The following is a 13,756-nucleotide window of genomic DNA, read 5'->3' as shown; positions in this document are numbered from 1 at the left end:
CTGCTGTTGCCCATTCATGCTTCGGCCAGCTCACCGACCAGGCGGATCACCTCGGTGACCGTCTCGTCGAACTGGCGGGCATCGGCCTTGCAGCCGTTTCGTTTGCGATAGCCGAATTCATAGAGTTTCAGGTGCCGGTCGGGCACCAGGCCCTGCTGCTCCAGACAGCGGGCGACGCAGTGCAGCTGGCAGCCGTCGATGCCGATGATCGGGCGACCGGATCGCGCCGATTTCACCAGCGCCGGCACTCCGGCGCCGACCCCGGCGATGCAGGACATCTCGACCACCCCGCGATGGTCGAGGTCTACCGCGACGTCGTTGGCCAGCTGGGCGACATTCGAACACCCCGAACAGGCATAGAGCAGCGGCAGCTCTCGGCGGCGCGTCATCAGATCACCTCCTTCAGGGCACCGACGTCGAGCACTCGCAGCTCGCTGCCGCCGCCTTCGAGGATGCCCTCGTCCTTGAGATCGTGCATGATGCGCGAGAAGGTTTCGGGTTGCATCGCCAGCCGGGCCGCGATCAGCCGCTTGGCCACCGGCAGAACGATGCGGCCGCTGTTGCCGTCCTCCTCCTCCAGCAGCTGCGACAGGTACCGTACCAGGCGATGGCGGGCGCTCTGCAGCGTCAGAGTCTCGATCTCGTCGAGCCGCAGATGCAGCCGGCGCGCCATCGACGCCATGACGCCGAAACAGGCGCGGGTCGAGGCTTCGAGGCATTCACGGTAGGCCGCACTGCTGAACGACAGCACTCGGGCCGCGTCCAGCGCCTCGGCGTTGACCGGATAGCGGCTGCCGTCCATGAACATGACGGCTTCGGCCAGGCTGTCGCCTTCGCGCATCAGGTGCACGATCTTTTCCTGGCCGTCGAAGGCAAGGCGAAACAGTTTGACGGTCCCGGACAGGACCAGAAAGAAGCGCTCGGCCCGGTCGCCCTGGGTGAAAATCCGCTCGCCGCTGTCGAGCTCGAGCAAACGGCAGTGGGTCGTCGCCCGCTCGAATTCGGTTTCGTCGAGTGCATCGAAAAGCATCTGTTTCCGGGCCTGTTGCAGTGCAGTCGTTATATCGCCTCTTTTCATCGGAACTCCTGGGCGTTTTTTCAATGTTTCATTCGATGTCTAGCGGTACGGTGCGCGTCGGGCACCTTGAGCGAAGCAACCGCCATGGATGGCGGGAAGATCGGTATTGCAGGAGCATTTACCGACGAAACATGCCACGAAGACGGTGCCGTTCGCTGCGCTCAGGGCACCCTACAAAGTCCGATATCGCGTAGGGCACCTTGAGCGTAGCGAAACGTGCCGATAAAGGCGGTGCGAAACGCACCATCCCGTTCCGATCTCACCCCCCTGTCATGTTCATAAAACGCAGCACCTGGGGCTGGTCGGGATCGTCGAACCAGTGATGCTTCGGCTTGCGGCCTATTGCCTCGACGATGGCGGACTTGAGCCGCGTCAGATCGCCGGGATGGCGCCGCAGCAGGGCGCGCAGGTCGACCGAGTTTTCATTTCCCAGGCACAGCAGCAGGCGTCCCTCGGCCGTGACCCGGACGCGATTGCAGCTGGCGCAGAAATTGTGGCTGTGGGGTGATATCAGGCCGATACGGATGGCACTGTCGGCCATGCGGTAGTAGCGCGAGGGACCGCCGGTGGTCTCGGTGCTCGGCGCCAGCGCGTGGCGTTCGTTGATGCGCGCGAGCACCTCGTCGCTGGAGCAGAAGGTGGCGCTGCGGTCGTGCTCGGAGATCGCGCCCAGCGGCATTTCCTCGATAAAGCTGATATCGATGGCCTTGCTCCTGGCGTACTCGACCAAAGGCAGTATCTCGTCGTCGTTGCGCCCGTTCAGGATGACGGCATTGAGCTTGATACGCTCGAAGCCGGCCGCAATGGCGGCATCGATACCCTCGAGTACCTGGGCCAGGCGGTCGCGCCGGGTCAGACTGGCGAAGCGCACCGGATCCAGGGAGTCCAGGCTGATATTCAGCCTGTTCAGGCCCGCGTCCCGCAGCGGCCCGGCGAAACGGCGAAGCTGCGAGCCGTTGGTGGTCATGGTCAGCTCGTCGAGGCCCTCGAGACGGCCGAGACTTTGCACCAGTTCCAGGATATCGCGCCGCACCAGCGGCTCGCCGCCGGTCAGGCGGATGCGCCTGACTCCCAGCTCGCTGAACGCCCGCCCGACCAGCGCCATCTCCTCCAGCGTAAGCACCCGGGCGCGCGGCAGAAATGTCATGTCCTCGGCCATGCAATAGACGCAACGGAAATCGCAGCGGTCGGTGACCGACAGCCGGACATAGTCGATACGCCGGCCGAAGCCGTCGATGAGTTGTGCGTCGTGACTGTGCATCGAATGCTCCTGGAGATGCCCTTACTGCAGCAGCAGTGAATCGGCGGCCTGCATTTCGTGACCCCGGATATCGGCCTGGCCCGCCAGCAGCGAGATGTACTGATTGATGCCGCGGCGGTAAACCTGCTCGCGCAGATAGGCCTTGATTCGGTCCTCGACCATGTCGTAGTCCAGCGGCTGTCCCGGTACCCGCTTGTCGATGCGTACCAGGTGGAAGCCGTAGCGGCTCTCGACCGGAGTGGCGCACAGGCCCTCGGCGAGACTCAGTACCTGGCGTTCGAATTCCGGCACCGTCTGCCCCTTGTCGAGCTGGCCGAGTTCGCCGCCAAGCTCCTTCGACGGACAGTCGGAATGGGCCCTTGCCAGCTCGGCGAAGCGCTCGGGCGCCTGCTGCAGCTGCTCGATCAGCGCTTCCGCCTCAGCCTTGCGCTGCGCCCGCTGCTCCGGATCGTTGGGATCGGCGCCGAGCAGAATATGGCTGGCGGCGATGTAGTCCGGGGTGCGGAACTTCTGCGGGTTGGCATCGAAGTAGCGCCGGCAGTCGTCACCGCCGGCCTGCGGCAGGTCGACTTCTTCGTGCAGCAATTGACGAATGCGCGCTTCTTCGACGGCTTCGCCGTCATGCGGCTGAGCCTCGATGCCGAGTTCGTCGGCCCGGTTCAGCAGCAACTGACGCACCACCAGCGCCTGCACCGCCTCCCGGCGCGCGGCCTCGGCGCTGTCGGCCGGGTGGTACTGCATCTCCTGCGCGATGCTCTCTTCGCTGACAGGCGTGCCATTGACGTACACCTCGTCGAACTCCGGCGCCTCGGCCGGCAGGCTGCGGGTATCGATCAGTTGCATGTTGTTCTCCTTCCGTAAACTGTGTCGGCGATCGTGGGAGCGGCGCCTCGCCGCGAATAGCCTCGTTGCCACACCATTTCGCGGCGGGGGCGCCGCTCCCACAGGGTATGCCCTCTACCTCAGGTCCTTACCGGGTTCTGACCACCTGGTAGCTGCGGCCGAAGTATTTCACCGGCACGCTCCAGATATGCACCATGCGGGTGAACGGGAAGACGATGAACATCGTCAGACCAACCAGGATGTGCAGCTTGTAGATCAGGCTGACATCGGCGATATGGGCGGCGGCACCGCTCTGCAGGGTCGCCAGGCTCTGGGCCCAGGCGGCGAGCTTGAGCATCACGCTGCCGTCGAGGTGGCCCAGCGAGAACGGGATGGTCAGCAGGCCCAGGGTCACCTGGACGAACAGCAGCACCAGGATAAAGATATCGGCTTTGGTACTGGTGGCCCGCACCCGCGCATCGCCGAGGCGGCGTCTGAGCAGCAGAAAGGCTCCCACCCAGCAGGCGATGCCGGCGGCGCCGCCGCTAAGGATGGCCAGCAGCTGCTTGTTGCCGCTGGAGATGAAGGGCTCGTAGACCCAGTGCGGCGTCAGCAACCCAACCAGATGGCCGAAGAAGATGAACAGCACTCCGACGTGGAACAGTACGCTGGCGCGGCGAAAGCCCTTCGAACTCAGCATCTGGCTGGAACTTGCGCGCCAGGTGAACTGCTCCCGGTCGTAGCGGATCCAGCTGGCGATCAGGAAGGTCGCGCCGGCGATGTAGGGGTAGACCCCGAACAGCAGATCGTTGATGTATGACATGTTATCTCTCCCGACTCAGTTGGCGCCCGAGGCCGCCGGACTCTGTGACATCGACTGGATATGCAGCGGACGCACCCTATCGATCTCGGCCCGGCGCTTAAGCACGGCGTTGTCGCCGCAGTCCTGGGCGCTGCCCTCGGTAAAGCGCACCATCTCCTCTTCCCAGACCTTATCGAGCGCTTCCGGCGTGTCGTCGCGCGCTTCGCTCGCGACCTGCTCGCGCAGCGCCTGCCGCTCGACGCTGACCCCGGCGATGCCGAGCAAGGCCTCGAACAGCACCGCGTAGTCGCTGTCGCGCTCGGTCAGGCGCGCGTCCAGCAGACTCAGGATATGGCACACCTCGCCGAGCCACTGTACCGCTTCGGCGTGCGGCCGCTTCGACAGGTACTCGAGGAACAGCGGCAGGTAGTCCGGCAGCTCGCGGGCATCGAGGACGAAGCCGTTCTTCTCGTACACCGACATCAGGTCGACCATCGCCTGGCCGCGATCGCGGGACTCGCCGTGCACGTGTTCGAACAGCAGCAAGGACAGCGAACGGCCGCGGTCGAACAGGCCGACGTAGTTCTCCTGGGCATCCATCAGATCTCCCGTGCAGAGCTGCTCGGCGAACTCGATCAGCGCCTCGCGATGATCGGGCTCAAGGGCCTTGTCGGCCCGCAACTCCGCCACCAGCTCGCGGCGCGCCTCGAACAGCTCGGCGCTCGGGTAGTCCAGCAGCAGTGATATAACCTTGAGGCTACGCATTTTTTACCTCCAGCATTCCCGGGCGCGGATGTTGGGTTTCGGCCCTGCGGGCCTGCACCCAACCTACGTTGGCACGAACCGTAGGTTGGGTGGAGCGAAGCGCAACCCAACAGCATTCAGCATCGTTTCGGACCTTAGGCATCTTCCAGCTCCTTGGGATCCACCTGCTTGACCCCGCTGATCTTCTGCACCATGGTGACGTTCTGCTTCTTGGCGCCGAACAGGTTGAACTCGCTTTCGCCGCCGGCGCAGCCGTTGCCGAAGCTGAAGCCGCAGCCGTTGCGCTCCGGAAAGGCTTCTTTGGCCAGTTCCCGGTGACTGGTCGGAATCACGAAGCGGTCCTCGTAGTTGGCGATCGCGAGGTACCGGTACATCTCCTGCACCTGCCCTTCGGTCAGGCCGACGTCGTGCAGCACCTCCAGGTTGCGCTTGCCCTCGACCTGCTCGTCGCGCTTGTAGGCACGCATCGCCAGCAGCCGCTTGAGCGCCAGCACCACCGGCTTCTCGTCGCCCGCGGTCAGCAGGTTGGCGAGGTACTTGACCGGGATGCGCAGGCTGTCGACATCCGGAATGGCGCCGTTCATGCCGATCTGGCCGGCGTCGGCGGCGGACTGGATCGGGCTCAGCGGGGGCACGTACCAGACCATCGGCAGGGTGCGGTATTCCGGGTGCAGCGGCAGCGCCAGCTTCCAGTCCATCGCCAGCTTGTAGACCGGCGACTGCTGCGCGGCCTTGATCACGCTGTCGGCGACGCCGTCCTTGCGTGCCTGGGCGATGATCGCCGGGTCGTGCGGATCGAGGAAGATCTCCAGCTGCTTCTCGTACAGGTCCTGCTCGGAACCGCTCGCCGCCACCTCCTGGATGCGGTCGGCGTCATAGAGCATCACGCCGAGGTAGCGGATGCGGCCGACGCAGGTTTCGGAGCAAACGGTCGGCATCCCCGACTCGATGCGCGGGTAGCAGAAGATGCACTTCTCGGACTTGCCGGTTTTCCAGTTGTAGTAGATCTTCTTGTACGGGCAGCCCGAGACGCACATGCGCCAGCCGCGGCACTGGTCCTGGTCGATCAGCACGATGCCGTCTTCCTCGCGCTTGTAGATGGCGCCGGACGGGCAGCTGGCGACGCAGGCCGGATTGAGGCAGTGCTCGCACAACCGCGGCAGGTACATCATGAAGGTGTTCTCGAACTGGCCGTAGATCTCCTTCTGCACATTGTCGAAGTTCTTGTCCTTCGAGCGTTTCCTGAACTCGGTGCCGAGGATCTCCTCCCAGTTCGGGCCCCATTCGATCTTCTTCATGCGATCGCCCGTGAGCAGCGAACGCGGACGGGCGACCGGCTGGTGCTTGCCCTCGGGGGCGTTGTGCAGGTGCTGGTAGTCGAAGTCGAACGGCTCGTAGTAGTCGTCGATCTCCGGCAGGTCGGGGTTGGCGAAGATGTTCGCCAGCACCCGCCACTTGTTGCCGATACGCGGCTCGATGTCGCCGTTGGCCTTGCGTACCCAGCCGCCCTTCCACTTGTCCTGGTTTTCCCACTCCTTGGGGTAGCCGATGCCGGGCTTGGTCTCGACGTTGTTGAACCAGGCGTACTCCATCCCCTCGCGGGAGGTCCAGACGTTCTTGCAGGTGACCGAACAGGTGTGACAGCCGATGCACTTGTCCAGGTTCAGCACCATGCCTACTTGCGAACGGATTTTCATTTCACGGCCTCCTGTACATAGTCGTGGCCTTCACCGTCGAGCCAGTCGATATTCTTCATCTTGCGCACCACCACGAACTCGTCGCGGTTCGAGCCGACGGTGCCGTAGTAGTTGAACCCGTAGGACTGCTGTGCATAGCCGCCGATCATATGGGTCGGCTTCGGACAGACGCGGGTCACCGAGTTGTGGATGCCGCCCCGGGTGCCCGAGGTCTCGGCGCCCGGTACGTTCACGATGCGCTCCTGGGCGTGGTACATCATCGTCATGCCCTCGTTGACGCGCTGCGAGACCACCGCACGCGCCGCGATGGTGCCGTTGGTGTTGAAAATCTCGACCCAGTCGTTGTCCTCGACACCGATCTTTTCGGCGTCGCCCTCCGACATCCAGATGATCGGGCCGCCGCGCGACAGCGTCAGCATCAGCAGGTTGTCGCTGTAGGTGGAGTGAATGCCCCACTTCTGGTGCGGCGTGATCCAGTTCAGCGCGATCTCCGGGTTGCCGTTGGATTTCCGGTTCATGATCGGATGCACCGACTTGGTATTGATCGGCGGCCGATAGACCAGCAGGCTCTCGCCCAGATCGCGCATCCACTGGTGATCCTGGTAGAACTGCTGACGTCCGGTCAGGGTGCGCCAGGGGATCAGCTCGTGGACGTTGGTGTAGCCGGCGTTGTAGGAAACGTGCTCGTCCTCGAGGCCCGACCAGGTCGGCGACGAGATGATCTTGCGCGGCTGCGCCTGGACGTCGCGGAAACGGATCTTCTCCTCCTCCTTCGGTTCGGCCAGATGGGTATGGTCGAGACCGGTCGCTTCGCCCAGTGCCTCCCAGGCCTTGACCGCCACCTGGCCGTTGGTCTCCGGCGCCAGCGCCAGGATCATCTCGGCGGCGTCGATGGCGGTCTCGATGCGGGCGCGGCCCTTGCTCTCGCCCTCATCGACATGGGTCCAGTTCAGTTTCTTCAGCAGCTCGACTTCCGTCTTGGTATCCCAGCTGATGCCCTTGCCGCCGTTGCCGGCCGACTCCAGCAACGGGCCGACCGAGGTGAAGCGGGCATAGGTGTTGGGGTAGTCGCGCTCGACCACCGCAAGGCTCGGCATGGTCTTGCCCGGCACCGGTTCGCACTCGCCCTTTTTCCAGTCCTGGACGCCGAACGGCTGTGCCAGTTCGGCCGGGGTATCGTGCTGCAGCGGCAGCGTAACCAGGTCCTTCTCGACGCCGAGATGACCGACACAGACCTCGGAGAACTTCTTCGCGATGCCCTTGTAGATGTCCCAGTCGGAACGCGCTTCCCAGGCCGGGTCCGTGGCCGCCGACAGCGGGTGGATGAAGGGGTGCATGTCGGAGGTGTTGAGGTCGTCCTTTTCGTACCAGGTCGCGGTCGGCAGCACGATGTCGGAATAGAGGCAGGTGGTGGACATGCGAAAATCCAGGGTCACCAGCAGATCGACCTTGCCCTCCGGCGCCTTGTCGTGCCAGACGACCTCTTCCGGCTTCTTGCCGCCGGTCGCGCCCAGGTCCTCGCCCAGCACGCTGTGGTTGGTGCCCAGCAGGTACTTGAGCATGTACTCGTGACCCTTGCCGGAGGAGCCGAGCAGGTTCGAGCGCCAGACGAACATGTTGCGCGGGAAGTTCTGCGGGTTGTCCGGGTCCTCGGCGGCGAAGCGCAGCGTGCCGTTCTTCAGCTGTTCGACCACGTACTCGGCCGGGTTGCGGCCGGCCTGCTCGGCCTTGCGCACCACTTCCAGCGGGTTGCTGCCCAGCTGCGGGCAGGACGGCAGCCAGCCCATGCGCTCGGCACGGACGTTGTAGTCGATCAGGCTGCCGGTCCACTTGGACTTGTCCGCCAGCGGCGAAAGAATCTCCTGGGCCTCCAGCTTCTCGTAACGCCACTGGCTGGAGTGGTTGTAGAAGAAGGACGTACCGTTCATGTGACGCGGCGGACGCTGCCAGTCGAGGGCGAACGCCAGCGGCAGCCAGCCGCACTGCGGACGCAGCTTCTCCTGACCGACGTAGTGCGCCCAGCCGCCACCGGTCTGGCCGACGCAACCGCACAGCACCAGCAGGTTGATCAGCCCGCGGTAGTTCGAGTCCATGTGGTACCAGTGGTTCATGCCGGCTCCGACGATGATCATCGAGCGACCGCGGGTCTTGTTGGCGGTGTCGGCGAACTCGCGGGCGATGCGCTCGACCACCTTGCGGTCGACGCCGGTGATGCGCTCCTGCCAGGCCGGGGTGTAGGGGGCGTTGTCGTCGTAGCTGCTGGCGACGTAGTCACCGCCGAGGCCCCGGTCGATACCGTAGTTGGCCAGCATCAGGTCGTAGACGGTGACCACCAGGCTTTCGCTGCCGTCGGCGAGCCTGATGCGCTTGGCCGGCAGGTTGTGATGCACCACGTCGGCGATCTTGTTGTCCTGGAAGTATTCGTTCTCGACACCGCCGAAATAGGGGAAACCGACCGGGACCACTTCGTCGTGGTCGTCGAGCAGGCTGAGCTTGAGCTGAGTTTCCTGCCCCTCGCCGCCCTCTTTCGCCTCGATGTTCCACTTGCCCTTCTCTCCCCAGCGGAAGCCGATGGAACCGTTCGGCACCACGAAGCGACCGGAAGCCTCGTCGAAGGCGACGGTTTTCCACTCCGGATTGTTGTCCTGACCGAGGTTGGCGTCGAAGTCGGAGGCGCGGAGGAAGCGGCCGGCGGCGTACTGGCCGTCGTCGCGCCGATCGAGCTGCACCAGGAAGGGCATGTCGCTGTAGCGGCGGCAGTAGTCGGTGAAGTACTCGCTCGGATTGTCGACGTGGAATTCCTTCAGCACCACGTGACCCATTGCCATCGCCAGCGCCGCGTCGGTGCCCTGCTTGGGGTTCATCCACTGGTCGCAGAGCTTGGCGACCTCGGCGTAATCCGGGGTTACGGCGACGGTCTTGGTGCCCTTGTAGCGCACCTCGGTGAAGAAATGCGCGTCCGGGGTGCGGGTCTGGGGCACGTTGGAGCCCCAGGCGATGATGTAGTTGGCGTTGTACCAGTCCGCCGCTTCCGGCACGTCGGTCTGCTCGCCCCAGGTCATCGGCGAGGCCGGCGGCAGGTCGCAGTACCAGTCGTAGAAGCTCAGGCAGGCACCGCCGATCAGCGACAGGTAGCGGGCACCGGCGGCGTAGGAGACCATCGACATCGCCGGGATCGGCGAGAAACCGACCACACGGTCCGGGCCGTACTGCTTGATGGTGTAGGTGTTGCTGGCGGCGATGATCTCGTTGACCTCGTCCCAGCTCGAGCGCACGAAGCCGCCCTGGCCGCGCACGGACTTGTAAGCTTTGGCCTTTTCCGGGTTCTCGACGATCGACGCCCACGCCTCGACAGGCTCGAGGGTCGCGCGGGCCTCGCGCCAGAGCTTGAGCAGGCGCTTGCGCACCGTCGGGTACTTCAGCCGGTTGGCGCTGTAGATGTACCAGGAATAGCTGGCGCCGCGCGGGCAGCCGCGGGGCTCGTGGTTGGGCAGATCCGGGCGGGTACGCGGGTAGTCGGTCTGCTGGGTTTCCCAGGTAATCAGGCCGTTCTTGACGTAGATCTTCCAGCTGCAGGAGCCGGTGCAGTTGACGCCGTGGGTCGAACGCACGACCTTGTCGTGCTGCCAGCGCTGGCGATAGCCGTCCTCCCAGTCGCGGCTCTCGCGGCGGGTCTCGCCGTGTCCCCCGGCAAAGGTCCCCTGCTTCTTGCGCAGGAATCTCAGTCGATCAAGCAGATGGCTCATGGTTATCTCTCCTGGAACCTTCAGGTCAGGACGGAGCCCTCTTGATGACGGCTCCGGGTTCAAGTGAATCCGGCGGGGGCCGAACCCCGTTCGATGGAGTCACTCTAGGGGAGCCCGGGCCTGGCCAGATTGACCCAGGTCAACGGTCGCCGGCTGCCCCGGCGGGCCGAAAGGGATCACTACCACCTTGGTGGTACCTCTGCGATACGACATTAATTCATTGTTTTATATATGTTTTTAACGAACACGTTTAATGACTTGCCCTGTGGTGCCGGAACCCTGAGTCTTTATGGGTAGTACTCGGGGCGGCGTATAGCGTGAGGCGTGAGGCGTGAGGCGTGAGGCGTAGGGTGCCGGTAAGCGAAGCGCACCGCACCAAATGTATCGGCGCGCTTTACTTCATTCAGAAAAGTAGGATGGGTGGAGCCGCATCGGCACAGTGTTCAACGCTTTCAGCGAGACTGACGCGGCGCAACCCATCAATGAGCCGGCTACAGGCAGAATGCCAAACCGGCGCCCACGATTTACGTTTTTCCCGCGAAGGCGCGATGAACCAAACAAAAAGGGGCCCGAAGGCCCCCGTTGCAGTCAATCCTGACAGCCGCTGGAATCAGCAGGGCACTTCGGCGCCCTTGCGCGAGTACCAGAACCAGGTCACCAGGATGCAGCTGACGTAGTAGCCGATAAAGACGTAGAGCGCCGCTTCCGGCCCCCCGGTCAGGCTGATGGAGGTTCCGTAGGATTTGGGGATGAAGAAGGCGCCATAGGCGGCGATGGCAGAGCTGAAGCCCAGTACCGCGGCGGATTCCTTGCCGGCGTCCTTGATCGCTTTCGCCTGCGCCTCTCCCCCCTTGCCCCTGGCCTCCCGCTCGCGTTCGGTGCGGAAGATCACCGGAATCATGCGGAAGGTCGAACCGTTGCCAACGCCGGTGGTGACGAACAGCAGCATGAACATCGCGAAGAAGCCGGTGAAACTGCCACCCTCGCCGCCGCTCGGCAGGAACGTCAGTACGCCGACAACGGCGCCGATCATGATGACGAAGTTCCACAGGGTCACGCGGGCGCCGCCGAGCTTGTCGGCGACCCAGCCGCCGATCGGACGGGCGATGGCGCCGACGAAAGGCCCGAGCCAGGCATACTTGAGCACGTCGACGTCGGGGAACTGGGTTTTCATCAGCATCGGGAATCCGGCGGCGTAGCCGATGAAGGAGCCGAAGGTGGCGATGTAGAGCCAGGTCATCAGCCAGTTGTGCTTGCGCTTGAAGATCACCGCCTGCTCGCGGAAGGAGGCGTTGGCGCTGGCGATATCGTTCATGCCGAACCAGGCCGCCAGAGTGAAGATCAGGATGAACGGCGCCCAGATCAGGCCGGCGTTCTGCAACCAGATGCGGGTGCCGTCGCCGAGGGTCTGGCCGTCACCGCCGAAGGCGCCGAACACCGCACCGGTGATCACCAGCGGCACCGTGAACTGCATCACCGAAACGCCGAGGTTACCGAGACCGGCGTTCAGCCCCAGCGCCAGCCCCTGCTTCGACTTGGGAAAGAAGAAGGAAATGTTGGCCATGCTGGAAGCGAAGTTGCCGCCGCCGAATCCGCACAGCAGCGCGATCAGCACGAAGGACAGATAGGGGGTATCGGGGTTCTGCACCGCAAACCCTATCCAGATCGCCGGAAACAGCAGCGAACCGGTACTGAGTGCGGTCCAGAGGCGGCCGCCGAAGATCGGCACCAGGAACGAATAGAAGATACGCAGCGTCGCGCCCGAAAGACCGGGCAGCGCCACCAGCCAGAACTTCTCCTGCACGCTGAAGTTGAAACCGATCGCCTCCATCTTGACCACGACAGTGCTCCAGACCATCCAGACCGCGAAGGCCAGCAGCAGGCAGGGAATCGATATCCAGAGATTGCGATTGGCGATGCGGCGGCCCCGCTCCTGCCAGAAGCTTTCGTCCTCCGGACGCCAGTCGTGCAACACATGCCCGACCTGGGCGGGCTGCAGGGTGGTGGTTGTCATTGTTGACTCCTTGGGGATACGAAGATCCCGTCGCTGGGCATGAACTGGGCAGACCGGCGCAGGCCGGCTGCCGTCGTTACTGCTCCGCCCCCCTTTCGGGGTGGCGTAGTTCGGTTGAAGAGGCCGCCATGGTGGCGCGCTGCAGCCTGGCAGCGGGCGCGGCGTCCTCCCTGAGAAAATTGTTCGCGATGGCCTCCTGCAGCCGTCGCTGGCGATTGTCATGGGCGATGCCGAGGTACATTGCGATCATGCACAGTGCCAGCAGGCCGTAGAGCAGCATGAAACAGGAGCTGCGCACGCCGAGCAGGTCCGCCGCGATACCGAACAGCACCGGCAGTACGAACCCACCCAGCGCACCGATAGCGCCGACGGTGCCGCCGACCACGCCGACGCGTTCCGGGTAGTAGTCGTAGATCCTCCGGAACACCCCTGCCTTGCCGAACCCCATCGCCACCGCGACCACTGAAATCAAAGCGGTGAACAGCCAGAGCGGCATGTCCAGCTGCAGGGTGACGTCCCGGTTGATGCCATGAATGGTCATGCTGGTCGGCGGGTAAGAGAGAAAGAACAGGCACACCAGGCAAACCCAGAACACCGCCCAGTTCACCTGGCGGGCACCGAAACGGTCAGCGCACCAGCCGCCGACGATGCGCATCAGGGCGCCGGGAATGGTGAACAGCAGGGTCAGGAAGGAGGCGCTGCCGACATCGAGGCCGTAGTGGCCGTGGTAGTAGTCCGGCAGCCAGAGCGTCAAGGCCACGAAACCGCCGAAAACGAAAAAGTAGTAGAGTCCGAAACGCCAGACCCGGGCGTCGGCGAGCGGCGCCAGTTGCTGCCCCAGCAGCGGGCGCCCGCGGCTGGCCCGGCGCCGGGGCTGGTCGGGATCCTCGCGTGTCAGCACCCAGAACAGCAGCGACAGCAGCACCAGCACCGCGGCATAGATGACCGGCGCAAGCCGCCAGCCGTAGGCCAGGATGATCAGTGGCGCCACCAGGTTGGTCAGCGCAGCCCCCAGGTTACCGGCACCGACGAGGCCCATCGACAGTCCCTGGTGGGCGCGGTCACTCCAGGCCGAGGCAAAATGAATACCCAGGGTAAAGGCCCCGCCGGCAACGCCGACGCCGAGCCCCAGCAGCAAAAACTGCGTGAAGGTGCTGGCGAGTGACAGCCCGTAAAGCGGCAGGCTCAGCAGCAGCATCAGCGTCAGCAGCAGGCTGCGACCGCCGAAACGCTCGACCAGCACGCCCAGCGGCAGCCGTATCAGCGCTCCTGTCAGTACCGGCGTCGCGACCAGCAGGCCGAACTGGGTTTCGGTCAGCGCCAGCTCCGCCTTCACTTCCAGGCCCACCACCGAAATCAGCGTCCAGGCCGCGAAACAGACCATGAAGGCCAGAGTCGCCATCAGGATGGCGGCGGTCTGTTGTTGGGGGGCTCTGGATACCATGCTCCGGTCTCGCTGATCGCAGGGATTCAGCGTCAGACTAGGCAAAAGCACGGCCGCATTTGTTGATCGGGATCAATTGCTAACTATCTGAAAAATCGCAGAATTTTACCTATACCACCTTCGAGGT

10 protein-coding genes are annotated in these 13,756 nt (G+C 64.0%); all 10 read right to left on the bottom strand.

Going from position 1 to position 13,756, the window contains the following annotated elements; all coding sequences use genetic code 11:
* Positions 1 to 14: 14 nt before the first annotated feature.
* Entirely contained in the window at positions 15 to 389 is a 375-nt protein-coding gene (locus IEX85_RS02050) for a putative zinc-binding protein (protein WP_188857749.1), read from the bottom strand.
* Positions 389 to 1,078, bottom strand: coding sequence for a Crp/Fnr family transcriptional regulator (locus IEX85_RS02045; RefSeq protein WP_188857747.1), 690 nt, complete (start codon positions 1,076 to 1,078; stop codon positions 389 to 391). Before IEX85_RS02045 ends, IEX85_RS02050 begins: the two co-directional genes overlap by 1 nt.
* 259 nt (positions 1,079 to 1,337) lie before the next feature.
* Positions 1,338 to 2,339 (bottom strand): GTP 3',8-cyclase MoaA, encoded by a 1,002-nt coding sequence (gene moaA / locus IEX85_RS02040; RefSeq protein ID WP_188857746.1) that lies wholly within the window; start codon positions 2,337 to 2,339, stop codon positions 1,338 to 1,340.
* Between the two features lie 21 nt (positions 2,340 to 2,360).
* Entirely contained in the window at positions 2,361 to 3,182 is an 822-nt protein-coding gene (locus IEX85_RS02035) for a peptidylprolyl isomerase (RefSeq protein WP_188857744.1), read from the bottom strand.
* A gap of 127 nt (positions 3,183 to 3,309) precedes the next feature.
* Positions 3,310 to 3,984: a respiratory nitrate reductase subunit gamma gene (gene narI, locus IEX85_RS02030; protein WP_188857742.1), complete on the bottom strand. Its 675-nt coding sequence runs from the start codon at positions 3,982 to 3,984 to the stop codon at positions 3,310 to 3,312.
* Positions 3,985 to 3,999: 15 nt separating this feature from the next.
* Entirely contained in the window at positions 4,000 to 4,728 is a 729-nt protein-coding gene (gene narJ, locus IEX85_RS02025) for a nitrate reductase molybdenum cofactor assembly chaperone (RefSeq protein WP_188857741.1), read from the bottom strand.
* Positions 4,729 to 4,862: 134 nt separating this feature from the next.
* Positions 4,863 to 6,425, bottom strand: coding sequence for a nitrate reductase subunit beta (narH, locus tag IEX85_RS02020; RefSeq protein WP_188857739.1), 1,563 nt, complete (start codon positions 6,423 to 6,425; stop codon positions 4,863 to 4,865).
* Entirely contained in the window at positions 6,422 to 10,171 is a 3,750-nt protein-coding gene (locus tag IEX85_RS02015; RefSeq protein ID WP_188857737.1) for a nitrate reductase subunit alpha, read from the bottom strand. The genes narH and IEX85_RS02015 overlap by 4 nt, the downstream gene beginning before the upstream one ends.
* A gap of 610 nt (positions 10,172 to 10,781) precedes the next feature.
* A complete protein-coding gene (locus IEX85_RS02010; RefSeq protein WP_188857735.1) occupies positions 10,782 to 12,185 on the bottom strand; it encodes a NarK family nitrate/nitrite MFS transporter in 1,404 nt (467 codons plus the stop codon).
* A 76-nt stretch (positions 12,186 to 12,261) separates the two neighbouring features.
* Positions 12,262 to 13,629, bottom strand: a complete 1,368-nt coding sequence (locus IEX85_RS02005) for a nitrate/nitrite transporter (RefSeq protein WP_229721751.1) — start codon at positions 13,627 to 13,629, stop codon at positions 12,262 to 12,264.
* Positions 13,630 to 13,756 lie beyond the last annotated feature (127 nt).

The sequence above is a fragment of the Marinobacterium nitratireducens genome, from assembly GCF_014645375.1.
Lineage (GTDB): Bacteria > Pseudomonadota > Gammaproteobacteria > Pseudomonadales > Balneatricaceae > Marinobacterium_A > Marinobacterium_A nitratireducens.
Note: the sequence above shows the minus strand (reverse complement) of the source record. Positions and strands in the feature narration are given on the sequence as shown.

Bases quoted from the DNA above. Each gene is read 5' to 3' on its own strand.
- IEX85_RS02050 (WP_188857749.1), bottom strand. From the start codon at position 389: ATGACGCGCCGCCGAGAGCTGCCGCTGCTCTATGCCTGTTCGGGGTGT.
- IEX85_RS02045 (WP_188857747.1), bottom strand. From the start codon at position 1,078: ATGAAAAGAGGCGATATAACGACTGCACTGCAACAGGCCCGGAAACAG.
- moaA (WP_188857746.1), bottom strand. From the start codon at position 2,339: ATGCACAGTCACGACGCACAACTCATCGACGGCTTCGGCCGGCGTATC.
- IEX85_RS02035 (WP_188857744.1), bottom strand. From the start codon at position 3,182: ATGCAACTGATCGATACCCGCAGCCTGCCGGCCGAGGCGCCGGAGTTC.
- narI (WP_188857742.1), bottom strand. From the start codon at position 3,984: ATGTCATACATCAACGATCTGCTGTTCGGGGTCTACCCCTACATCGCC.
- narJ (WP_188857741.1), bottom strand. From the start codon at position 4,728: ATGCGTAGCCTCAAGGTTATATCACTGCTGCTGGACTACCCGAGCGCC.
- narH (WP_188857739.1), bottom strand. From the start codon at position 6,425: ATGAAAATCCGTTCGCAAGTAGGCATGGTGCTGAACCTGGACAAGTGC.
- IEX85_RS02015 (WP_188857737.1), bottom strand. From the start codon at position 10,171: ATGAGCCATCTGCTTGATCGACTGAGATTCCTGCGCAAGAAGCAGGGG.
- IEX85_RS02010 (WP_188857735.1), bottom strand. From the start codon at position 12,185: ATGACAACCACCACCCTGCAGCCCGCCCAGGTCGGGCATGTGTTGCAC.
- IEX85_RS02005 (WP_229721751.1), bottom strand. From the start codon at position 13,629: ATGGTATCCAGAGCCCCCCAACAACAGACCGCCGCCATCCTGATGGCG.